The organism is Meridianimaribacter sp. CL38 (genome assembly GCF_004328055.1).
In the GTDB taxonomy this organism is placed as follows: domain Bacteria; phylum Bacteroidota; class Bacteroidia; order Flavobacteriales; family Flavobacteriaceae; genus Gaetbulibacter_B; species Gaetbulibacter_B jejuensis.
This window is the reverse complement of the sequence record NZ_QKWS01000005.1, coordinates 214,489-237,989: the sequence shown is the minus strand read 5'-3', so window position 1 is coordinate 237,989 and position 23,501 is coordinate 214,489. Positions and strand designations below refer to the sequence as shown.

At 32.7% G+C, this 23,501-nt stretch carries 19 protein-coding genes; all 19 read right to left on the bottom strand.

Annotation, left to right across the window (positions count from 1 at the left end; genetic code table 11):
- Positions 1 to 74 precede the first annotated feature (74 nt).
- The 19 genes from DMZ43_RS13190 to DMZ43_RS13100 all read right to left on the bottom strand — a co-directional run bounded on the left by DMZ43_RS13190 (position 75) and on the right by DMZ43_RS13100 (position 23,500).
- Positions 75 to 305, bottom strand: coding sequence for a hypothetical protein (locus tag DMZ43_RS13190; RefSeq protein ID WP_131508830.1), 231 nt, complete (start codon positions 303 to 305; stop codon positions 75 to 77).
- Positions 298 to 843, bottom strand: a complete 546-nt coding sequence (locus DMZ43_RS13185) for a DUF420 domain-containing protein (protein ID WP_131508829.1) — start codon at positions 841 to 843, stop codon at positions 298 to 300. The genes DMZ43_RS13190 and DMZ43_RS13185 overlap by 8 nt, the downstream gene beginning before the upstream one ends.
- Complete coding sequence (locus DMZ43_RS13180) at positions 843 to 1,589, bottom strand: SCO family protein (RefSeq protein ID WP_131508828.1); 747 nt, start codon at positions 1,587 to 1,589, stop codon at positions 843 to 845. Before DMZ43_RS13180 ends, DMZ43_RS13185 begins: the two co-directional genes overlap by 1 nt.
- Positions 1,573 to 2,289, bottom strand: a complete 717-nt coding sequence (locus DMZ43_RS13175; RefSeq protein WP_131508827.1) for a hypothetical protein — start codon at positions 2,287 to 2,289, stop codon at positions 1,573 to 1,575. The genes DMZ43_RS13180 and DMZ43_RS13175 overlap by 17 nt, the downstream gene beginning before the upstream one ends.
- A 103-nt stretch (positions 2,290 to 2,392) precedes the next feature.
- Positions 2,393 to 2,773: a cytochrome C oxidase subunit IV family protein gene (locus tag DMZ43_RS13170; protein WP_129760977.1), complete on the bottom strand. Its 381-nt coding sequence runs from the start codon at positions 2,771 to 2,773 to the stop codon at positions 2,393 to 2,395.
- A gap of 23 nt (positions 2,774 to 2,796) precedes the next feature.
- Positions 2,797 to 3,774, bottom strand: a complete 978-nt coding sequence (locus tag DMZ43_RS13165) for a cytochrome c oxidase subunit 3 (protein WP_131508826.1) — start codon at positions 3,772 to 3,774, stop codon at positions 2,797 to 2,799.
- A gap of 136 nt (positions 3,775 to 3,910) precedes the next feature.
- On the bottom strand, positions 3,911 to 4,492 hold the full coding sequence (locus DMZ43_RS13160; RefSeq protein WP_131508825.1) for a cytochrome c oxidase subunit 3: 582 nt from the start codon (positions 4,490 to 4,492) through the stop codon (positions 3,911 to 3,913).
- A gap of 3 nt (positions 4,493 to 4,495) precedes the next feature.
- Complete coding sequence (gene cyoE, locus DMZ43_RS13155) at positions 4,496 to 5,389, bottom strand: heme o synthase (protein ID WP_129760974.1); 894 nt, start codon at positions 5,387 to 5,389, stop codon at positions 4,496 to 4,498.
- A 215-nt stretch (positions 5,390 to 5,604) separates the two neighbouring features.
- Complete coding sequence (locus DMZ43_RS13150; RefSeq protein ID WP_131508824.1) at positions 5,605 to 5,970, bottom strand: hypothetical protein; 366 nt, start codon at positions 5,968 to 5,970, stop codon at positions 5,605 to 5,607.
- A gap of 331 nt (positions 5,971 to 6,301) precedes the next feature.
- Positions 6,302 to 8,416, bottom strand: coding sequence for a gliding motility protein RemB (locus DMZ43_RS13145; protein WP_131508823.1), 2,115 nt, complete (start codon positions 8,414 to 8,416; stop codon positions 6,302 to 6,304).
- Between the two features lie 164 nt (positions 8,417 to 8,580).
- Positions 8,581 to 9,219 carry an energy transducer TonB gene (locus DMZ43_RS13140; RefSeq protein WP_161566757.1) on the bottom strand — a complete coding sequence of 213 codons (639 nt, stop codon included), beginning with the start codon at positions 9,217 to 9,219 and terminating at the stop codon, positions 8,581 to 8,583.
- 271 nt (positions 9,220 to 9,490) lie between these two features.
- A complete protein-coding gene (locus tag DMZ43_RS13135) occupies positions 9,491 to 10,213 on the bottom strand; it encodes an energy transducer TonB (protein ID WP_129760971.1) in 723 nt (240 codons plus the stop codon).
- Positions 10,214 to 10,278: 65 nt separating this feature from the next.
- Positions 10,279 to 10,641 (bottom strand): VanZ family protein, encoded by a 363-nt coding sequence (locus tag DMZ43_RS13130; RefSeq protein ID WP_131508821.1) that lies wholly within the window; start codon positions 10,639 to 10,641, stop codon positions 10,279 to 10,281.
- Positions 10,634 to 11,014 (bottom strand): glycine cleavage system protein GcvH, encoded by a 381-nt coding sequence (gene gcvH / locus DMZ43_RS13125; RefSeq protein WP_129760969.1) that lies wholly within the window; start codon positions 11,012 to 11,014, stop codon positions 10,634 to 10,636. The genes DMZ43_RS13130 and gcvH overlap by 8 nt, the downstream gene beginning before the upstream one ends.
- A gap of 93 nt (positions 11,015 to 11,107) precedes the next feature.
- Entirely contained in the window at positions 11,108 to 18,331 is a 7,224-nt protein-coding gene (gene sprA / locus DMZ43_RS13120; protein ID WP_370450277.1) for a cell surface protein SprA, read from the bottom strand.
- Between the two features lie 5 nt (positions 18,332 to 18,336).
- Positions 18,337 to 18,918 carry a Holliday junction branch migration protein RuvA gene (gene ruvA / locus DMZ43_RS13115; RefSeq protein WP_129760968.1) on the bottom strand — a complete coding sequence of 194 codons (582 nt, stop codon included), beginning with the start codon at positions 18,916 to 18,918 and terminating at the stop codon, positions 18,337 to 18,339.
- 54 nt (positions 18,919 to 18,972) lie between these two features.
- Positions 18,973 to 21,270, bottom strand: a complete 2,298-nt coding sequence (locus DMZ43_RS13110) for an NADP-dependent malic enzyme (protein WP_131508819.1) — start codon at positions 21,268 to 21,270, stop codon at positions 18,973 to 18,975.
- Positions 21,271 to 21,423: 153 nt separating this feature from the next.
- Positions 21,424 to 22,335, bottom strand: coding sequence for a carbohydrate kinase family protein (locus DMZ43_RS13105; protein WP_131508818.1), 912 nt, complete (start codon positions 22,333 to 22,335; stop codon positions 21,424 to 21,426).
- A gap of 1 nt (position 22,336) precedes the next feature.
- A complete protein-coding gene (locus DMZ43_RS13100) occupies positions 22,337 to 23,500 on the bottom strand; it encodes an amylo-alpha-1,6-glucosidase (RefSeq protein WP_131508817.1) in 1,164 nt (387 codons plus the stop codon).
- Position 23,501 lies beyond the last annotated feature (1 nt).

Sequence of the window (23,501 nt, the reverse complement as noted above, 5' to 3'; positions counted from 1 at the left end):
GTTAAGAATAATTTTGATTGATATTAAATAAGACTGTTGAAATCTAAAAATGTTACAGTTGCAGATAAATCTTTTTATGAAGTTTTTTTCTGTCTAAAGAATTTCCAGTAAATAATAAAGCCTAATCCTGCTACCAAAATATAAGGAATAGCCATAAGATAAACAATGCCATCATTAACACCTTGAGCTGCTTGTTGCCCTTCTTCGCTTTCTAAAACCGCTCTACACATTGCACATTGTGCATTTACTGTTTGATAAAAAACAGTAGCAAAGAACAGTATAAAAGCAAACTTTAGTTTAGACATAATATGGAGAAATCATGACATATACAATAACACCAGTAATTGCGACATACAACCACAAAGGAAATGTGATTCGTGCTATTTTTTTATGTCTATCAAAGTTTTTAGCAATTGCTCTTACATAAGTAATTAGTACAAAAGGAATGATGATTATTGATAGTAAAATGTGTGTTATTAAAATAAAGTAATAGAAATATTTAATAGCTCCTTCTCCTCCAAACTTTGTAGAATCACTAGTCATGTGATAAGCAACATACATAAGTAAAAATAGTACTGATAAAAAGATAGCGAACTTCATTAAGCGTTCGTGAAGCTTTATTCTTTTGCCTTTAATAGCCCAAAAAGCTATAAGTAACACTACAGCAGTTACTGCATTGATAGCAGCATAAATTGGAGGCAAAAATGTGAGTGGTTCAACATCAAACCCGAGCTCTCTTAGATTAATTCCAAAAAGGGCAGCAACTGCTATTGGAATAACAATTGACAGAATTATTATCAACTTATTGTACTTTTTTTCTGCTTGTAGGTTAGTGTTTCCCATTATTCTTTTAATAGTTTAGCAATGTCTTCTTTTAACATTGTTATTTGTTGTGTTTTACCGTCTTCGTCAGTTTGCTCTTCTTCTGAAATTATACCTTCGTAATAGATTAAAGGATTACCTTCAATAACTCTAGATCTAATAAATCCGTTTTTATCAATTAAAGCAAAATTACCTGAGTGTTCAAAACCGCCTTCTACCTCTTTATTTTCTGAAGCATATATATAAAAACCTTCATTTGCTAATTTATAAATATCATCTCGTTCTCCAGTCATTAAATGCCAATTAGGGTTTGTTATCCCGTAATTATCAGCATAGGCTTTTAAAACTTCAGGTGTATCATTTTCAGGATTTATAGTAAATGATGCTACACCAAAATTATCAAACCCTTTAAATGCATTTTGAACTTGAACAAGGTTTCTATTCATTCTTGGGCAAATTGTAGGACAAGTAGTAAAAAAGAACTCTACAACATACACTTTACCTTCGTAATCTTTGTTGGTTACTGTATTACCATTGTGGTCAGTGAAACTAAAATCTGGTACTTTTTTAGGTGAACCATCAGGATTTTTTATAAATATTAAATCAGAGGTATAAGCATCTTTCTCTTTTGTTTGGTCACTACGACTTTCATTTCTGGTTACATCATCATTTGAAATTCTATCTATAATTCTTGGTATAAAATAAATACCAAAAACTAGAATTATAAATGCGATACCTATGTAAGAATAATTAGTTTTCTTGCTCATTGTTGTTTATTTCGTTAGCTCTTCGCTGCGAGGAGTCAAAGTTTCCTTTACGTTTTTCTCTATACTCTGTAAATAGTACTCGCAAATCATCGGCTCCCATTTTATTTTTTAATTGGTCTACCTCAATACAATTGTATGATGATAATCCATAAACTAGTTTATTACTAGCAATTTCATTATCTGTTCTATCATCCAATCGTCCTCTTTGAGATAAATCAGTATCTACTATAAACACGTTACTTGTTGCTAAGTTAGCATCTAAAACTGTATTGGTTTTTAAGCTATTAAACAAGTTGTTAATTTCACTTTCTTTTAAATACACAAAATGCCAAAATCTCAAATCTTCATAAAGTGCTATTTCTTTATATAGTTGTTGTGCTTCAGCTTTTGCTTCTTCAGTAACTAAAACTACAATTTGGAATTTTTTAAAGCCTTTAAACTTATCATAAATAAGTTCTTTAAGGTTGGATGCTTCTGTAGCTTTTTCCATAGGCTTTTTACCAAAGAACGCTAAAACAGTAAGGTGGTCTTTTAACTGGATTTGTAACTCATTAGTTGCAGGAAGCTCTCTTACATTTTCTTTTACAATGTCTAATGTGTTGTAGTTTTCTTTGGAAATTGACATTATAAGAACAAAAAAAACTGGAAGGAAAAATAAAACTCCAAGAATTAAAGGTTTTTTGTATGATTTTTTCTCCATTAGGGATTTTGGAATTTTTCTTGTTTTTACTACTAGTGCAAAATTAAAAAAAGGCGGTTTAAAAACCGCCTTTAAGTAATCTATTTAACAAATAAATTATATGTTAAAAATCTCTTTTTATAAAACCAGAAGAGTATACTCCTTCAATATATCCACCTTCTTGTAGTAAGATGAATATTAAATAGCAAATTAAGAATACTCCTGTCCATATTACAGCTCTTCTTAGTCCTTTAGTTTCATCTCTCATGTGCATAAAATCCCAAGTGATGTAATATGCTTTTACTATGGTAAGGATGATAAATATCCAGTTTAATATTTTCATCCCAATTACTTTTGCTTCTAAAGCTTCAGGCTTGTAAATACCTAATACAACTTCAATTGCTGTAATGATAGACAATAAGATTAAAACACCCCAAATTTTTTGAGTATTGCTTTTAAACTTTAGTAGTCCTCTAAATATTTCTAATTTATGTGCGTGTGCCATTTTTAATTAAGTTTCTAAATGAATTAAACTAAGTAGAAGAATGTAAATACAAATACCCAAACTAAATCTACAAAGTGCCAATAAAGACCTACTTTTTCAACCATTTCGTAGCTTCCTCTTCTTTCATAAGTTCCTAAAATAACATTAAAGAATATAATAATGTTAATTACTACACCTGAAAATACGTGGAATCCGTGAAATCCTGTAATAAAGAAAAAGAAGTCTGCAAATAAAGGAGAGCCATACTCATTAACATGAAGATTTGCTCCTTCTACCACTAACTTACCGTTTTCTTTAATTTGCTTTAAAGATTCTTCTCTAGATAAAACTGTTTTCTTTCCGTCCTCTGTTAAAGTTTGAGTTCTAACCAACACATTTGGGTTTGCCTCAAGACCATTGTATACTTCATCAACAGTATAGCTTGGTAATGTACCTTCGCTTACAAACCAAAGTCCGCTTTTGCGCTCATGTTGCACTCTTTCTCCATGTTCACTAATTGCAATATCTCTAACAGCAACACGATTACCATCAGTATCTACAAATTGTAAAATGTTTCCTCCATTAGTTTGGATAGCACCATAATCACCTTTAATAAATGTTGCCCATTCCCATGCTTGTGAACCAACGAATATTAACCCACCAATAATGGTTAAGAACATGTAAATTGTCACTTTTGCTTTTTTCATATGGTGACCAGCATCAACAGCAAGTACCATTGTAACTGATGACATAATAAGAATAAAGGTCATGAATGCCACATAAATCATAGGATAATTCCCATGAAAGAATGGAATGTGAGTAAAAACCTCATCGGCAATTGGCCATGAACCAATAAACTTAAATCTTGAAAATCCGTAGGCTGCTAAAAACCCAGAAAACGTTAAGGCATCAGATAATATAAAAAACCACATCATCATTTTACCATAGCTAGCTTTAAGAGGCTGATTTCCACCTCCCCAAGTTTTGCCCTCTGTACCAGTATTTACAACTGTAGTATCCATATAAAGCGTTTAGTTTTTAAAAGTTGCACAAAAATAATCATTTTATTCATCTAAAGAAACATCAAGTAATAAATTATACAGACTCTAAATAAATATAAAAGCGATGTTACTTTATCCTTTTGATAGGCAATATAGTCTATCTAAATAAATATAAAAACAAAAACAAAAACAGCCATAGTATATCTACAAAGTGCCAAAATGTTGCAGATAGCTCTAAACCAAGCATTTTAGTTGCTGTATATTTTTGTCTTAAATGATTAAAAATTACTACCATTATTGAGATTAAACCTGCTACAACATGCATTATATGTGCAAATGCTATAACATAAATAAAACTCATAGTAATATTACTTGTAGGTCCTGTAAAATTATAACCTAAATCTATTATTTGTTGAAACCCTAATAATTGACTCCATATAAAAGCAACACCCAATGCAAATGTTACAAACAACCATAGTGTTGTTGCTTGCCTGTTGTTGGCTTTTAAACTTCTTTTAGCCAGATAAAATGTAATACTACTTACAATAATAATTACTGTACTTATTACAAATGCTTCAGGTAATTGAAAATCCTTTAACCAGTCTGGTCGCTTACTACTTACAACTACAGCACTTGTTAAACCTGCAAAAGACATAATTAATGAGCCAATACCAAACCATAGCATCATTTTTTTTGCACGTTCATTTTTTTCCTCTAGCGTTCCTTGTGTTAAATCCATTTTTTATCTAATAAACTTATCTATAACATAAACTATTTGCAGCAACGTAATATAAGACACACTTGCCAACATTAATTGTTTAGCAGCTTTTGCTGTTCGTTCTTTAAACAATACTAATGCGTAACGCAACATCACAAGCCCTAATAAAAACACAATTATTGCTGCAACAATAGAGAGTTTTAAGTCTCCTGTAAAACCAAATACTGGTATAATTGAAACCAATATTGTCCAAACAGTGTACATTATAATTTGTACTGCTGTTCCTTTATCTCTTTTTCCTGTTGGAAGCATAAAAAAACCTCCTTTTTTATAATCATCAAACAAAAACCAGCCAATAGCCCAAAAGTGAGGAAATTGCCAAAAAAACTGTACCGCAAATAAAGTTCCTGGTTCAATACCAAAATCATTTCGAGCTGCAACCCATCCCAACATAAATGGAATGGCTCCTGGAATGGCTCCAACAAAAACTGCTAAAGGCGTTTTGGTTTTTAATGGTGTGTAAACACTCGTGTATAAAAAAATTGAAATTGCACCATACATTGCAGTTCTTGGGTTGATAACATACAGTGTTGCTATCCCTAATAATGTAAATGCAACTGCAATTATAAATGCTGTTCTTACCGACATTCTTCCGGCAGGAATTGGACGGTTTTTGGTGCGCTCCATTAAAGCGTCTAAATCTTTTTCAATAATTTGATTGTAGGCATTAGAAGCACCTACCATAAAATAGCCTCCAAAAGCCAATAATATTAATGTGTAAACATCTACAGTTGGAGCTCCCAACAAGTAACCAGCAATGGAAGAAAACACCACACTTACAGAAAGTCTGATTTTGGTAATTTCCTTAAAATCTGAAATTATTGATGCTGTTGAAACCGAAGACACTTTAGTACTCAAACTCTATTGTTTTGTTGCTCGCTATTGCGACTGCAAAGATACTTTGAAAATTACTTATGGGCAACGCTTAGTGAAAGTAATTCGGTTTTTGCCTAATACATTAAGTATTTAAGTGTAAAGTAGGCTATATAGATACTTCTTTACACAAAAAACAACCCCTTACTTTATAGAAGAAAGAAAGGGGTTTGCATTGTTTTTGTTAAGCTATATTGTATCTACAGTGATACTTCATATACATAATAGAAAAGCGAATCATCTTGTTCATGTTCATCTATGACATAAATATTGGTCGCTTTTTTTAATACTGATAAAAAACTTTCAAATTTAGCTGATAAAAGTGTTTTATAATCAATGATATTTAAAAAGGACGTTTTACTAATCTTTTTATATTCATCACTTGGTGAAGAAAAGAATAGGGTAACAGAGAATTGGGTATCACTCGCACTGCCAACCATTTTTTGTAATTTACCATTTTCATTTACACGAAGTTTATATTTGTAATTTTCAACAGGAACTTTTTTAGTAACCCTAAAAGTTTTAAAATTCAAAGTATCATTGGTAATAATCTCACCTTTTATCATTTCATTGTTTTCAGAATTTAACAAAAGGTAAATATCATAATCTCTATTAAGCTTTAAAATTTGAGCATTTAATGACGAAAAATTAAATATGGTAAATGCTAAAAAAATATTGTTTTCATATTAATTAGTTTACTCAATGCATGTTTTTTCCCAAGGCCTCGTATAGTTTCTACGATTATCTCATTTTCTATATATACTCGATTACCGTCTATGTCTACTACAAAGTCTATATTATTGCCTTCAGCCCAATAAAACCGTTTCAAACTTAAAGCCAAGCATCAAACTTTAAAAATGAAAATGAGTAAAGTACACTTTTTAATGAGATAACATATTAAAAATCGTAGTACCAATTAAACAAATCGGTTCTTACACCTAAACTAAACCAGGTTGTATTACTCTTTACCAATGCAGCTGTATTAGCGTTAGGGTCAAAGTTTCTAAAGCTTATATTAGTGAATAGCTTAAGATTACTTACAGGATTTATAATATAACCGCCTTGTAATTCGGCATTAAATGTATTGGTTTTTATACCTTGTCCTACCTCTACTCCTGTATCAAAAGGTCGCTCTTCATAACTACGGTAAATATCGCCTCCATAGCTAAAGTTGTCTGTACCATCATTAATATCAAATCCTCTTACGCCAAATACAAGTTTAGCATCAGCAAACCAACGTTTGTAATTATAACGACCAATTAAAATAAGTTCACTAAAATTTGCTCCCCAAAGATGTGCCATTGACTGGTTGTTATGCCCATAATTTAAAGCTACAGTATTATGAGAATAGGTATAAGGTCTAACCCTGTTATATTCAACTTGCAGTAATAGATCATCAACCTTAAAGGCATCATAGTATTTTGCTCCTAACTGATAACCATATTTATTTTTCCAACTTTTTTCGCCTCCTTTAATATCGTTTAAAGAAAATTCATCTAAAATAAATTGTCCATAAAGGTTAACTTTATTGTTCCACTTATACTTTAAAGATGCACCAACCACAGCGTTTCCAGCATCTTGTCCTGTTTCAAACTCAATAGCTCTAAAAAATATTATTGGGTTAAGGTAATTTACATCAAACGCTCTATTATCAGTCTTTGCCCACACAACGGATTCAAACAATCCAATATTAAGTCGTTTAGACACGTTCCAGCTTAAGTAATGGTTTGCCATATACTTGGTTAAAAACGCACCATCTTCGGTTACTTCGGTTCGTACGTCTTTTAACCACATCCAAGTATTGGTGTATTTCATTTTCCAGAATTTGGTGTTTAATTTTAAAAAAGGGTATGGACTAGCTACATCACTTTGCAACAAAGACCTGTAACCATCACCTATGAAATTTTTACCATGACCAAATTGTACATTTATAAAATTTGCTGGTGAATAGGATAAATATGCTTCAGCTACTGGATAATCATAAGAATCGGTTTTAAACCGTTTTGCAATACCACGACCAGGAATTATTGCAGGATCTGGACCAAAGGCTTTTAAGCTTTCGGAATACTCATTAAAATATTGAGCAAATCGACCTTGACTTTCATAAACTGAAGCTGAGAAGTTGAACTTTTTCCCTAATCCTCCTTGAATATAAAATCCTCTAGTATTATTATATGTTGTGCTAAAATCGGCATCAGTATCTTTACCTACCTGAAGGTCAAAAACCGGATCAATAGTAAACCAATAATCTTCTCCTTGAACTTGTACTAAGTGCTCATTCCACAGTTTTCTTGCCCACCAACTTTCAGAGTCTTTTACTAAAGCTTCTTTCTCAGCTTCAAAATCATAATACTTTGAAACCTCATCAAACATAAACGGTTTTGCTGCAGTATGACTATTGGTACCAAGCTCATTCATTTCTCTATCAAACCTTGCATAATAGGTATGCGTAAATGGAATGTTAAGTTGGCTTTTATATTCTAACTTTTGATACTTTACAATGTTATCATTAATGCTATCGTACTCATTAGATACAACCTCATTTAAATCGACCGTTTTTTTAACATCAACTACAGTTTCTTTAGCTGTTTGCGGAGTAACCTCATGAGGATTTACCAAAGGTATTTTTATAGTCAAGGAATATTGATAATAGGTTGGATTGCCATTATAAGTTCCAGGTGTTGCCTTTGGTAATTCATTAAAAACACGCTTTACTTCATCCTTTAACTCATCATAAACCGCATCTACATAAAGCACATGTATTGTCCCTTCTTTATCTACTTCAAACAACACTTTTGCATCACCTTTGTACTCATCATCAATAGCTACTTGTGGTACTTTTAGAGTATTAAAAATATGGTTGTTTATTTTATTATTAAAACAAGATTTTAAATTCTCTATTGGTTGAGATTCGCAACCTGGAAAAACAGGTGATTTTTCGTAAGTATCGCTAGTTTGAGAAAATACTATGGATTGTGTTAAAACGAAAATAAACAAGAAGAGTTGTTTCATAAGATGGTAACTACCTTTTTATTAGGCGAAAGATACTATTTTTTTCAAAATGCGGACAATAAAAGAATTTCTTGATAAAGGTATAAAACTGAAATTCATTTATAATTAAAAAACCGCTATCAGTAAATGATAACGGTTTATGTATTAATAAATTTTAAGGTTTACTAATCCATCACTTGAAAAATGATTGGGAAGGTATAGATTACCTCTACAGGATTTTCTCTTTGCATACCTGGAGTCATTTCTGGGATTTTTTTCACCACACGCTCAGCTTCTTTTTCAAGTCCTTTGTGTGGTGCTCTAGTTTTAATATCTGAAACCTTACCAGATTTATCCACCTTAAATTCAACATAAATTTTTTGAACACCACTCAGCCCTAATTCTGAAGCTATACTTGTAGAGAATTTTTTATTTACTAATCTGGTAATTTTCTCAGACATACATTTTTTACGTGCTTCATTAGTTGTTTCATTTTCACAACCAGGATAAATTGGTGCTTTTTCTATTCTGAAAAAAGGCACAGGAATATCTTCAACAACCTTATCAATCACTATATCTCCAGGATCAACAGGAGTTGATGTCGCCACAGGTTCAGTAATTATAGTTTCGGTTACCTGCTTTTCACTGAAGTCGTCTTCAACGATTGTAGGTTCTTTATCTACAATCCTTCTCTGTTTTTGTTTGACCTCTTCTTTAGGCGCTTGTTCTTCATAGATTTTGAACTCAGGGACAATAATTTCGGTTTCATCATCAATTGCAACTAAAGCTTGATCAATTTTTGGAACATGTGTTGCGAAGTTCATTTCAAAAAGCAGGTAAGTTCCCAGCAAACAAAGAATGAGTCCAACCTGAAAATACAAGGCTGAATTTTTTTGTAAATTTGCATCATGCTTTTGTGGTTTTTTCACATTGGTAGTGCTCTGACCAGCATTACTGTGTGTTTCGTTAAAATTTTTCATAATACTTTAAATTTAAAATGTTAATATTATGATAAAAACACAATAAGCATACCAAAAACAAAAATCCCGCTCATTAATTTGAACGGGATTTTTAAATCTATATTAAAACTGTTTTTTAGTCTTGTACTTGGAATAAGATTGGTAACGAATATGGAACTGTTACTGCTTTTCCTCTTTGCTTACCTGGTTTCATTTTAGGAAGCAATCCAATTACACGCTTAGCTTCTTTTTCCAATCCTGGATGTGGAGCTCTAGCCATAATGTTAGTAATGTTTCCACTTTTATCAATCTTGAAAATTACGTTAATACGTTGTCTTCCTGATAAACCTAATTCTCCAGCTAAGTCAGTGTTGAATTTCTTGTTTACAAACTTGCTGATTTTTTCAGACATACATTGTTTTTTAGCATTGTTTCCACTTTCGTTTTCACAACCAGGAAAAACTGGTACGTTTTCAATTACAGCAAACGGAACCTCGATGTCTTCTTCTACTTCTTCAACCTCTACTTCTTCTACTTCAACGATTTCTTCTTCTTGATCGGTTTCAGTAGATTCAATTACAGTTTCCTCAACTTCTTCTTCATCTTCTACAATCTCAATCTCTTCAGGAGCTGCAGGTGGTGGAGGTGGAGGTGGAGGGGTTTGTATTTGTTCAGTAATTGGAATTTCTTCTTCTAATTCTTCATCTAAGTTTAATTGACCTATATCAATATCAGACTTATCATATGTTTTATAGTTAATTGCCACATTAGCAAACAATAACATTAAAGCAAGACCTACAGCGAAATAGATTGAACTATTTCTACTTACATCTGCTTTAGTACTCTTTTTAGGTTCCATATCTTAAAAGGTTTAAAAGGATTGCTAAAATAACCAATTAATTGTTAAAAAAGCAAGTGATTTTTTTATTTTAACTTTAAGCTTTTACTAGACTTTATAATGACTACTCCTATTAGGATACCAATTGCATTGGCTGCTACATCATAAAAATCTAATGTTCTTAAAGTTGTAATTGTATTTTGTAATACCTCAATTATAATGCCATAAATTACTCCCACAGCAATTGTTACACCTATTTTATAGTTAAGGCTTAATGTGCGTAGGTAATTAAAACAAAGTAAGGTAAACACAACATAGGCTGCGATGTGATAAAACTTATCATCCATTGATGAGCCTAAGCTTGGTAATCCATTAACATTTATAAGGCTAAGTATTGTTAAAGCTATAACGTAACCGCCAAATAAAATTAATGCGAATTTTTTAAGCACCTATTAGTGTTTTATAATCTTCGGCAGACATTAAATTATCGAATTGAGAAACGTCTGAACACTTTACTTTTATCATCCAACCGTCTCCATAAGGATCCGTATTTACTGTTTCTGGTTGGTCTTCTAAAGCTTCATTAAATTCAATGATTTCTCCTGATACAGGTAAGAACAAATCAGAAACTGTTTTTACAGCTTCAACTGTTCCAAAAATTTCTTCGGCTTCTAGAGTTTCGTCTAAAGTTTCAACTTCAACATAAACAATATCTCCTAATTCGCCTTGAGCAAAGTCTGTAATTCCTACAGTTACTACATCGCCTTCAATTTTAACCCACTCGTGGTCTTTAGTGTACTTTAAATCTGATGGTATATTCATCTTGTATAAAAATATTAATTACAGCAAATGTAATTTTTTAAATAAAGAATTTCAGGTGTTTTCTCTTATTTTTTATTAACAGCCATTATATGTCTAGTTACCAAAATTATACCTTAGAGTAATACCAGATCGTATTGTGGTTTGTGGAAATGCTGTAGAAATAGCATATTCAGAAAACGTGTAATCAAAATAGAATATTCCTGTTAGGTTTTTACTAAACGCATAATCTGCATTGTACTTAAACCCTAATATGGTTTGACCTGAAGTTATTTGATTATTATCTAAGTCTAAATATCTAATTATGGTTTTATTATCTCTTATCGAGATATCTGCCGACATATTTAAATCACTTTTAATAATTTGTTTTGGTCCTGCAAGTTTAGAGCGTATTCTAACATCTTTTATTCTATATCCTAAACCAATAATGTATTCTTTACCTTGAATTTCAGTAAGTAGATTGTTATCAAAACTTAATGACAGTACTCTGTCTTTTTTAATTTCGGCTAGTATTTTTATTGAGTTTTTCATTTCAAAATCCACTCTTACTAACGGACTGAATTGTTCTTCTAAGTTTATATTACTAAATACTGTTCTATTCTTGAAGTTTCCTGATTGGTCTAACACATTTGGATCTTGGTTAGCATAATCCATAGTTGGGTCAGCAGCTTGATAGTCTAGGTTAGTTCTAAACTGATTGATTGTATAACTAGACCTATAACCATGCGTTACAGAAAAACGTTTAAAGCGCTTTTTAAACCAGTTAAACTTCATGAAACCTGTATACTTTAACTGCCAGTTTGGAATTGGAACATCTCTAAACGCTCCTAATTTAACATTATCAGGATTAGTACCTTGGTATGCCGATAAGAATGCTGGTAATAATACAGCTTGACTATTTTTACCAAATCCTAATGGATAACCTTCATCATCTACATCATAAGTTGAGTTACCATAAAAGTTTCTCGCCAATCTATTAGCTATTACAAGTCTGTTTTCTCTAAAATTATCAAAAGCTTCTGATTGATTTTCGTCACTCTTACTAAACGCTGTTTTAATTAATGCTGTAGAAATATTAAAGTTACCATATGAATTTTGAATTAATGAATTATAGTCTAACTCGCCATCATTATCTAAATCTTCAACTCTAAAATTCTCAGTCATACTTTCAGAGTAAGTTCTGCTTCCAGTAAAGTCAATTTTTAAATCATTAATAGGTTCCATATTGGCTGCTAAATCCAATATTTTATTGGTAGTAGCCATATATTGTTGGTTAAACTCAGGGAATACAGTTAACCATCCATTTCTTGCAACTACATCTCTAATGTCTCTTTGACTACCAAAGGTATATCCAAACGTAGGCTTAAGTGTTCCTACAAATCCTGGTGTTCTTAAATAACCTGGTAAGAATGTTCCGTTATTTTCAGTATAATTAATTTGAATACGTTTTATACTTGTTAAAAGGTCTATTCCTGCGTTAAGTATTTTGGTTCCTGCTCCTGTTTTAGAAGTAGAACTATTATTTTTTTGATTTTGGGCTGGTTTACCATCTTTTCCTATTGCTGCAGGTGTTGCTCTAGTTCTTGCTCTTGTACGAGTTGGCTTTTTAACCAACCCTACATATCTATATAGATTCTCCATATTTAATGTAGAATTTATAGAATGTGTATTGGCGTTTTGTATTGAATTACCTAAGTTATAGGTTCTAGTTACATCGTTATCATCAGTATACTCAAAATCGGTATTAAGATCAGAACCTTTTTGCCACTGGAAATTTGCTGTATAAGAATACGTTGCCTTTAAGAAACTAAATGTTGGTATTTTATACAATGGAATGTCATAGTTAATCTGTAAATCCTGTGCTTGAATATTTGGATCTCCAAGATCAAAGAAACCATCCCAAACATCTAGAGTTGGGTCTTGACTTCCGTTAATTTGGTCATCAATAAAATAGTTTCTTACAATATTTTTATTTGCAGCACTAAAGTTTAAATTCAAACCATTAGTGATATTATAGTTAATAGCGTATTGGAAGTTGAACGTGTAATTTCTTCTAAATAACTCTTCAATTCCTATGTTATCTCCTCCCAACTCAACATCTCTAAACTTTTGCTTGTTGAATTGTCTAATAATATCAGTATTAACAGAGAATGTTGTTGGTAACACATTAAAATTGAAATCCTTAAGTATCTTCCAGTATTTCCCTCTAAATAATGAATCGTTCTTTTTAAAAGGTTCAATAGGTTTTGGTGTAAAACTGTAGTTGTAGTTAACACCTGCTCTAATGTTTTGGTCTAAAGATCTTTCAATTTCAAAATCTCTATGCTCAACTTTGTTGTATGAATAGTTGAACGTTAAATTTTCAACATCATAAAAATGTGGTTTAGCTTCAGCTGAACGTTGCTTTTTAACACCAATAAAGTTAATACTCTTACGCTTAGTGTAATTTTCTGATTGTACTCTAATTTGCTCACGTTCTTCTTCAGTTTCTGCAGCATCTATTCTTGACTCTAGTGTAAGGTCGTTATAATACTGGTCGTATTTTGGTGTAATAAGCTCTTCACTCTGAGCATAATTAAATGGTATTTGAATTCCCCATTTTTTAGGTAATAATTGACCAAGCTGAACATTGGTAACCACATCATACTGTTGCACATCTTCTCTACTACGCTCATTAGGACGTTGCTCAACTGAACCAAATCCTGAAGTACTCTGTCTTCCTGTTGCACTAATGTTTGCAAAATCTGCAAAATTGGTATCAACACTAGCAATAGCTGCCCAACCACCTTCGTTTTCTAAATCAGATAAACGCAATTCATTTACCCAAACCTCTCCACAAACATCTTCGTTAGGATTGATGTTTTTAACACCAACCATCAACACTCTAATATCTCCAAAGTTAGGATTACCTTTAATTGCCACACGCTGTTGACCTAAAGTATGTGGTGAAAATTCAGTAACAGGATCTGCACTTAACTCTCCATTTATAACATCGTAGAATGTAGGGTCAAGGTTACTTAATGTTTGTGCTGAAATTCCTCTTGATTTTATTTCTTGAAGTACTGATAACTGAATATTAATTTCATTTTCTTCAGGCCAAACATCAGTAGCAGACACACTTCCTGTTGATACTTTTAAAGGCACTTCAATTTGGTAGAAGTTTTGAGTTAAGTCATTACCCATTCTAATAAACCCAACTAATTCTTCATCATCTAAAGTTCCACTTTCTCCATCTTGGGCATGCATAAACATACGCAGTTTTTTATACTGACGCATGTCAACATTTATGTTCTTGAAAACTCCTTTAGAATCGGTTGGTTCTAAATTACAAATATTTAAAACTAATGATTGCTCATTTTGTCTAATGATATTGTTATTATTATTTAACTGTTCTAACTCAACTCCTGGAGGCAACACATAGTTTCCTTCGTTTTCTTGCAAACCAACTATACCAACACTAAACTCAGGGTTAGTACTGTTATTGTTTGAGTCGTTATCTAAATCTAATGTGTAACGTCTCCAATCACTACGTACAAGATCTAGAGTTGCAAAACGCAATGTTGTAGTTTCAGTAAATCCGTTAAGATACATTCTTGCAAAACGTACAGATCTAATATCTGTAATTCCTCCTACCGCTGAAGTTGGCTCAGAAATTGGAATTCTAAACTGATACCATTTAACTTCTCTTGTATCTCCATTAGGCAATACAACATCTCTTGTTTTTATATCATTAATTTGCTCATTAGTTGCAACTAAACTCGCAGGAGTAATATCAATTTCATACTCATAATAACTATCAATAGTATTCATTGTATTGTCTCTATTGATATCTTCAACATCTGGCTGTGTTGTAGAACCTCTGTTTGTTTCAGTAAAGGTTTCAGGAGAGTTTCCTTGTGTACCATTGTACTTCTTGTAACGCTCAAAAATATCTCCTGATGTATTTAAGAAATAGGTATAGTTATCGTTTGAAGGATCTTCTAATCCAGCAAATGCAGGAAATTGTTGCGCTTCTTCAGCATCATCAAATCCATCATAACCAACATCTTGGTTTGTTCTTTCTTGTCCTAAAGTTGAAAACGTATAGATTAATGATTGGTTCTGTGGCACTGCCCAATCGGTTCCTGAGTTTAATAATGCTGATACATCACCATTTTCAGGAAGTCCGTTTTCATACTGCTTCTTACCGTCTTTTAAAATATCTTCAGAGATATTTCCTAAGTTGAAATAGAGCTTTCCTCCTGTACTGTTTTCGTTATCTAAAAATGGATCTTGCACCCAAAACTCAATATACTCTACATTGGCTTGTTCAAAATCAGTTGAAGTTATTTGTCTGGTAATTCCTGCCCAAGCTTGTGCTGGGTTATCAATAGTTCCATCAGTCGTTGAAGGATCAAAATTGTATGGTCCTCTTTCGGTTGGATAATACCTTAAATCCAATGTATTAATAATGGTACTTTGACCTTGTACAATATCAACCTGAGGAAATACTTCGTCAATAAAAACACGTCTTGAGTATAAGTTTGACACATCATCATCTGAAATACCACTTGGTCTTTGGCTACTATAAAAAATTGGGTCAATAGTATACCAGTTTAAAAAGGCTCTATCAAAACCATTTTCTAAACCTGGTGAGTTAATAGGGTCGCTTTCAGCAGCTCCATTTACAGTTCTTGGTCTACTCGATAAAAACCATGATTGAGGTGATAGTAAATCTATTGCTCCTTGAGTACCTTCAAAATCATCAACATAAGCTGTAGCTTCATTGTTAAAGTCGGTTCCTTTTGGAGCTCCAGGAGCTAAGTAAGCAAATTCTCCTCTAACCGATAAATTAGATGGCACATCAGTATCAATATTTGGAAGTTTATTTACTAATCTTGTAAAGAATGGAACTTCGGTTGAATAATTTCCATTAAATCCGAAAATGGTATTGTTTATAGGTTCAGTATTGTAGTTTGCTTTTTGTGTTATTGGTCGTTCACTTAAATTTAAAAAGGTTGCTCCCAACACAAAATTCTCATTAAACTGGTGTTCTACATTTACACCTGCAAAACGTCTTGTTTGCTGACCAAACACAGCATTGTTTTCAACAGACACATTAATAGGAGTGTTAGATGCTTTAAGTGCTTCATCTAAAATTTGAACACGTCCTAATTGATAATTCACTGTATAATCAATACCTTCAACAAGTGTACGTCCTCCAGCAGTTACTACTACAGAACCTCTTGGCACATTAAATGCTCCTAGAGGAATACCATCACCTCCTGATGATTTATAACTTCCCTTAATCTGGAATTTATTCTTTTCAATTTCATCTAAAGCAGCAGTTTTAGTCTTCTTATAAAGAATATCATACACATACTTTTCTTGGTTGGCGTTGGTATAGATATCAGCATCGTAGTCACCAGGGTTACTTGGGTCGTCTAACACATCAAATAGGTACTTACCAAATGGCTCTACCTTAGTGAATATTATTTTTCCGTTTTGCATTAAAACAGTTTGACCTTCAACAAAATCAAAGAACCCATCACCATGCAATTGAGGGTCATTATTGTAATTAAGTCGATCTAAATGAAATAGTCTAATTAAAGGTGTTTCGTTAATAACTGAATCGTCTGTAGGATCGGTTGTATTGTTATCATACAACGGAAAAGCTGTTCCTTCAACTGGTAAAATGTAGTTAACAGGAGACGCTTCAGTATAAAAAATGTTTAGTTTGAAATCCTCTTGACTTAATTGAAAAGCGCCAGTATCATACACGTTCTTCATCATTAAGTCCCATATAGGTTCCTCAACACTAGTAATTGCACTTTTAAGCATTTTTAAAACCAAGCTATTGTTACTAACTACTTGGTTTCCTGAACCTGTATCAGTTGTTACTCCTGTAGCTTCAACACCATCGTTAGCAAATTCACCAACTTGGTATACTTGACCTCCTACAGTATATTGGAAGGCAACTGCTAACACTTCATCGTTTAGCAACCTTTGATTTAATGAGATGTAACCCAATTGTGTGTTTAGCGTATAGTCATATCCTTCTTCTAGCTTACGTGCGTTTTCTAACTTTCCAAAGTCGAAACCTTCGTTTGCTGGAATATTAATACCTTGCTCTACAGTGGTAATATCTCTTACTAAATCATTAAGGTTAGAACCAGCTCCACCTATATTTGTCGGGTCAAAACCATTATTACTGTTATCAGGCAGTGCGCCTGGGTTTAGTATGTTAACACCAGAACCGACAATTTCAGACTCTCCTAAATCCTGAAAAGCGGCAATGTTTCTTACGTTATCAGTTTGATTGCTTCGGTTAGTTACCCAAACCTCTATTCTAGTAATTTGAATATTATTATTTATGTATGGGTAACGCATCATAGACGCATCATACGTTTCCCTAAAATATTGCGAAAGGAAAAAGTGTCGGTTTTCGTCATAGTCTCTTGCAAAAAACGAGAACTCCTCAAGTGTTCCTCCTCCTTGGGCTACTACTGACTGCGACTGTGATTTCTGTTCAGAAAACACTGCTGTGACTCTTGTTTTACCAAATTGAAGTTCGGTTTTTACACCAAATAAACTTTGCGCTCCAGTAATTAATGAACTGTTAAGCGGCATACTTACGTTACCAACTTCAATTTTTCTTACAATATCATCTTCGGTTGGTGTATATTCTAACTTTATTAAATTTTGAAAATCAAATGTTGACTCGGTATCATAATTTGCAGTTACCTGTAATCTTGTACCTACTTTACCTAATAAACTTAAACTTATACGTTGGTCAAAATCAAAGGTGAAATTACTTCTATTTCTTGGTGAAAATGAAGGGTTATCTTGCTTTGTAAACAATACTCCTAAATCCATTTCAACCGAACCTTGAGGAACTACCTCGATGGTATTACCACCAAAAATAGTTTCAAAAAAACCTGAGTCTACATAAAACTCTGGTAATAAGTTTTTTTGTTCTTCTTCAGTCCCTTCCTTTTTACCTTCAGCAGCATCAATTTTTTGTTTGTAGTAGTTTCTTAACTGCTCTTGTATTACTAATCTTTGATATTCAGCAGGTGTTAGAATAATTGGATAATTGATATTGAAATCGCCTACTTTTTCAGTGTAAATGTATCTGTCAGTTAAAGGATCGTATGTATACTTTGAAACAATGCTGTTAGGATTTGGCATTTTTATATTTCCTAAGGCATACCCTGTTTTTGTAGTATCAGATTCTTCAGCATCTTCTTGTGAAAACGCAAAAGTGCTGCACAGCATAGCTAAACTAAAAAGCAGGTATTGTAATAATGTCGGTTTAAAAGTATAGTTAGTTGTCCTCAAATTGATTATAAATTTTTTAAAGCCTCTTTTATAATTGCTTCAATGCTTGCATCTGGCTGATTGGATATAATTTTATCTACAACTCTTTCAGACTGTTTTTTAGCAAATCCTAGAACTTCTAAAGCAGATAACGCTTCATCTTTGTTTGTATTGCTTTTTGGAGCTGAAAGTTCGTCAATATCATACACTTTCAAAATTTTATCTTTTAAATCCAAAATAACTCGTTGAGCTGTTTTGGCTCCAATACCCTTTATAGATTGGATTAGAGCCACATCTTCCATAGCTATTCCTTCTCTAACTTGTTTGGGTGTTAACGAAGACAACATAGTACGTGCAGTACTAGCTCCTATACCACTTACCGATATAAGTAATCTGAAAATTTCACGTTCAGCTAATGATGAAAATCCAAAAAGCGTGTGCGAATCTTCTTTAACCTGAAGATGCGTGTATAACTTAAGATGCTCTTTATCTGGAATTTGAGAAAATGTGTGTAGCGAAATATTAAGCAAATAGCCCACTCCATTACAGTCTATCGTAACATCAGTTGGGTTTTTCTCTACAAGTTTCCCTTGAATATGTGTAATCATTAACTAATCCTTAATTAACCTCTCAAATGTAATAAAATTATTTGCATTACAAATCTACTTGGTCGATTGGTTTTCTAACTCCCACTTTTCTTTTTGCTGAGCATCAATTACCGCAATAGCTGTCATGTTTACAATTTCATCTACACTAGCATCCAATTGTAAGATATGAACAGGCTTACGCATTCCCATCATTATTGGTCCTATTGAGTCCGCTTTATTAAGCTCTTTAAGCAGTTTATAGGTGATGTTTGCAGAATCTAAATTTGGAAAAATGAGTGTATTTACTTTTCTACCAGCTAATTTTGAAAACGGAAAGATATCTTGTAGCATCTCACTGTTTAAAGCAAAATCGGTTTGCAATTCTCCATCTACAATCATACCAGGGTAGTAACGATGCAAATAAGACACTGCTTCTCTTACTTTTGATGCGCGCTCATTTGTTGACGAACCAAAATTGGCATACGACACCATTGCCATTACAGGTTCCATCCCAAACATTTTTACTACTTTAGAAGTCATTTGAGCAATTTTTGCTAAGTCTTTAGATGAAGGGTCAATATTTATTGAGGTATCACTTAAAAACATTGGTCCACGTTGTGTCATCATTAAGTTAGTAGTCGCTACTCTCGACGCTCCCTTAGCTAAACCTATAAGCTCTAACATAGGTTTTACTACTGACGGATAGCTTCTAGAGTAACCAGAAATTAAAGCATCAGCATCTCCTGTATTAACCATCATTGCTGCAAAATAGTTTCGCTCTCGCATGATTTTTTGAGAAGAATATAATGTAACACCACGTCGTTTACGTTGTTGCCAATAGACTTCGGCATATTTATTTTTTCGCTCTAACTCTTCATCTGACTTAGGGTCGATAATTGGAACATCAGCATCAAACTCAATTTCTTCTTTAAGTTTTTCAATTTCATCTCGTCTTCCTAATAAAATAGGGTGTGCTATTCCTTCATCATAAACTATTTGAGCAGCTTTTAATACATCTAGCTGGTCAGCTTCAGCAAACACAACTCGTTTTGGGTTTAATTTTGCTCTGTTAACAAGTAAACGTACAATCTTATTATCTGCTCCTAAACGCTCTAATAGTGACTCTTTGTATTTATCCCAATCATCGATAGACTCTTGAGCAACTCCACTTTCCATAGCTGCTTTTGCTACAGCAGGAGGAACCTCTCCAATCAATCTTGGGTCAAAAGGTTTTGGAATGATATATTCTTTACCAAAGGTTAAATGCGTTTCTCCGTAGGCTATATTAACTTGCTCTGGTACTGACTCCTTTGCTAAACGTGCTAATGCAAGCACAGCAGCCATTTTCATTTCTTCATTAATCTTGGTAGCTCTTACATCTAGAGCACCTCTAAAAATAAAAGGGAAGCCAAGTACATTATTTACCTGATTAGGATGATCGCTACGTCCTGTAGCCATAATTATATCATCTCTAGTAGCTATTGCTAAATCGTAAGCAATTTCAGGATCTGGATTTGCCATAGCAAAAACTATTGGATCTTTTGCCATAGACTTAAGCATTTCGGGAGTTACGATGTTAGATGTTGACAGTCCTATAAACACATCAGCATCTTTCATTGCTTCTTCTAAGGTGTCAATTTTCCTATGCGTAGCAAACTCAGCTTTTTCTTTTGTAAGGTTTTCTCTGTCTTTTCTGATAACACCTTTACTATCTAACATAACCATGTTTTCAAGATTTGCACCACACGATTGGTACAAACGCGAACATGATATTGCAGCAGCTCCTGCTCCACTAATAACTATTTTAACATCTTCAATGTTCTTTTCTGCTAGCTCCAATGCATTTATTAATGCAGCAGCAGAAATAATAGCTGTTCCATGCTGGTCGTCGTGCATTACAGGAATATCTAACTCCTCTTTTAAACGACGTTCAATTTCAAAGGCTTCGGGAGCTTTGATATCTTCAAGGTTAATACCTCCAAAGGTTGGTGCAATATTTTTAACCGTTTCAATAAACTCTTCAATATTTTCGGTGTCTACCTCAATATCAAATACATCAATATCGGCAAATATTTTAAACAGTAAGCCTTTACCTTCCATAACAGGTTTAGAAGCCTCAGGACCAATATTACCAAGTCCTAAAACCGCTGTTCCATTAGAGATTACGGCAACAAGGTTACCTTTAGTAGTATATTTATAGACGTTGTTTTTATCTTTTGCAATTTCAAGACAAGGCTCTGCAACACCTGGTGAATATGCTAATGACAAATCTCTTTGGCTTGCATATTTTTTGGTAGGTACAACCTTAATTTTTCCTGGAGTTGGTTTGGCGTGATACACCAAAGCCTCACGACGTTTGCTTTGTTTACTCATAGAGATATATTGTTTTTCTGCTTACGCGGAAAAGTTTTTTAAGTTTAAATTGAATTGCAAATGTAAGCTATATAATTGTTTGCATAAAATTAGATAATAAAAAAGCTACCATAAAAAAGGTAGCTTTTTTAAAACTATAAATGCATATGTTTTTTAAAATATAACTTGATTAGGCAACCCACCAACGTGTTGTAATTTTTGTTTTGCTATTTTTTGAGCAAAATCAACACTATCCTCTAAGTTTTTATTATTTAATTGACTATATAAAAAGCCTGTCCAAAAAGCATCACCAGCACCTGTTGCGTCTTTAATATTTTCTATTTTTAAGCTTGCTTTTTCTATTAACTCTCCTGACTTATCAGACACCACAACTCCATTACTGCCTTTTGTTAAACATACTACTGATGCACCTAAAGAATGAAAATAATCAAAAATAAATTGGTCTTTTTTATCCTCTTTAAATAATCGCTTACAATCATCTAAACTTAATTTTACTAAGGGATCTAGTTTTAGATATTCTTTGATTACAGAAATTGCCTCTTCTGTGTTTGGCCAAATTTTTTCTGAATAATTTATATCTATACTAAGTGACAATCCTTTTTCTTTTGCTTTTTTTGCTTTATTTAGAATTGTTGTTCTTGCCGGGTTTTTACTTAACGCAAAACAAGTTGTATGGTAAATTTTTGAAGACTCTATTAATTGTTCTGAAATTTGACTTTCATTTATATGAAAATCTGCTTGTCTAAATGGTAAAAAATCTGGAGTTTCTGTAGATTTTGACACTAAAATGATAGATGTTGGATACTCTTCAGTTTTATTTAGTGCACTTACATCTACATTGCTTTTGGTTAATTTATCTTCTACAAAACGTCCTAATCCATCCTTACCACAAGTAGCAACTAATGCTGATTTTAAGCCTAGCTTTACTGCATTTACTGCAACATTTGTAGGAGATCCTCCTAAGTATCTTTTATATGCGCTTGTTGTTTGTACCGTTTTATTAGCCTCTTCTCCAATAAAATCTAACAATACTTCACCAACGCATAAAATATCTATAGTTTTCAATTTAAATAAATTTTATTTGTTGTTTTATAGACTGAGTAAGTAATACAGATGCTGCTGCGCTCCATGCGCAATAAGGCACTCCGTTAGGTTCTGTTGTTTTAGTATTAAAGTTTTCGTAAAACTTATAATCTTCAACTTGATTAACTTTATCTATATTTTTAAGTATTTTTTTTGCTTGTTCTGTTTTTCCTTGTTTAAGGAGTCCTAATCCAAAAAAACCATTAACCATTGCCCAACTACCACCGTTATGAAACTCGTATGGGTAATTTCTAAATTCATATTTACAGTTGTCTTTAAGCAAATCCCAATGTTGATCGTTTGGTTTTATAACTGGCCAAAAAGCAGGTAGCAAACCTAAATTTGTAGATTCTGCTAATTCTAAACTGTAATCTATTAGTTTGTTTTTAAATTTTTTATCTCCAAAATCTAAAATTAACAGCAATGCATTTGCAAACGCATCGTAGTTAGTTTTATATCCTGATGGAGAAAATGAACATGGTAAAAATGAATCTATCTTTATTGCATTATAGGCACGATCATGAAATTTTTCTTTATTAGAGTTAGGAAAAAAGTTTGCTTTAATTTGATTTTTTATTTGAATAAGCTTACTACTTAAGCTTTGATCGTTTTCTAAATAATTAAAAGATTGTATTGCCCAATACCTTAATAATTGGTCGTATAAGACATATCCATCGGTAATATATTCGTCAGCCCAATTACCCGATAACGGAATATACATTAGGTGTTTATTATTAAATTCCCAAGCATTTAAAAGCTGTAATACTTTGTATATTTTTGGTTTTAAATCATTAAAAAAAGCAAAATCATTAGTATAGTTAGCGTATTGGCAAACACCAATTACAAACCAAGTAGCAGCATCTACACGACCTGCTAATCCACCATAACTTACAGATTCATCTTTTTCTGAAACACCTACATTAGAAGGTATTGTACCTACTTCGTGTTGATGCTTTGCTAGTGTAAGTAATGTGTTTTTAAATGTTTTTATTAACTCTCTATGTCCAGAAGCTAAAGCAGATAAACCACATATTACTCCATCTCTAGCCCAAACACGTTTATAATTTGAAATATCTTGAGCGCTTGCAACAAATCCTTTTTCTGTACTGCATTTTAAAAGTAACTCTATGGACTTTTCGTAGTGCATA

Coding starts and splice junctions, on each gene's coding strand:
- DMZ43_RS13190 (WP_131508830.1), bottom strand. CDS start 305: ATGTCTAAACTAAAGTTTGCTTTTATACTGTTCTTTGCTACTGTTTTT.
- DMZ43_RS13110 (WP_131508819.1), bottom strand. CDS start 21,270: ATGAGTAAACAAAGCAAACGTCGTGAGGCTTTGGTGTATCACGCCAAA.
- DMZ43_RS13135 (WP_129760971.1), bottom strand. CDS start 10,213: ATGGAACCTAAAAAGAGTACTAAAGCAGATGTAAGTAGAAATAGTTCA.
- DMZ43_RS13180 (WP_131508828.1), bottom strand. CDS start 1,589: ATGAGCAAGAAAACTAATTATTCTTACATAGGTATCGCATTTATAATT.
- DMZ43_RS13140 (WP_161566757.1), bottom strand. CDS start 9,219: ATGAACTTCGCAACACATGTTCCAAAAATTGATCAAGCTTTAGTTGCA.
- DMZ43_RS13185 (WP_131508829.1), bottom strand. CDS start 843: ATGGGAAACACTAACCTACAAGCAGAAAAAAAGTACAATAAGTTGATA.
- DMZ43_RS13145 (WP_131508823.1), bottom strand. CDS start 8,416: ATGAAACAACTCTTCTTGTTTATTTTCGTTTTAACACAATCCATAGTA.
- gcvH (WP_129760969.1), bottom strand. CDS start 11,014: ATGAATATACCATCAGATTTAAAGTACACTAAAGACCACGAGTGGGTT.
- DMZ43_RS13165 (WP_131508826.1), bottom strand. CDS start 3,774: ATGGATACTACAGTTGTAAATACTGGTACAGAGGGCAAAACTTGGGGA.
- DMZ43_RS13175 (WP_131508827.1), bottom strand. CDS start 2,289: ATGGAGAAAAAATCATACAAAAAACCTTTAATTCTTGGAGTTTTATTT.
- ruvA (WP_129760968.1), bottom strand. CDS start 18,918: ATGATTACACATATTCAAGGGAAACTTGTAGAGAAAAACCCAACTGAT.
- DMZ43_RS13160 (WP_131508825.1), bottom strand. CDS start 4,492: ATGGATTTAACACAAGGAACGCTAGAGGAAAAAAATGAACGTGCAAAA.
- DMZ43_RS13170 (WP_129760977.1), bottom strand. CDS start 2,773: ATGGCACACGCACATAAATTAGAAATATTTAGAGGACTACTAAAGTTT.
- DMZ43_RS13150 (WP_131508824.1), bottom strand. CDS start 5,970: ATGATAAAAGGTGAGATTATTACCAATGATACTTTGAATTTTAAAACT.
- DMZ43_RS13100 (WP_131508817.1), bottom strand. CDS start 23,500: ATGCACTACGAAAAGTCCATAGAGTTACTTTTAAAATGCAGTACAGAA.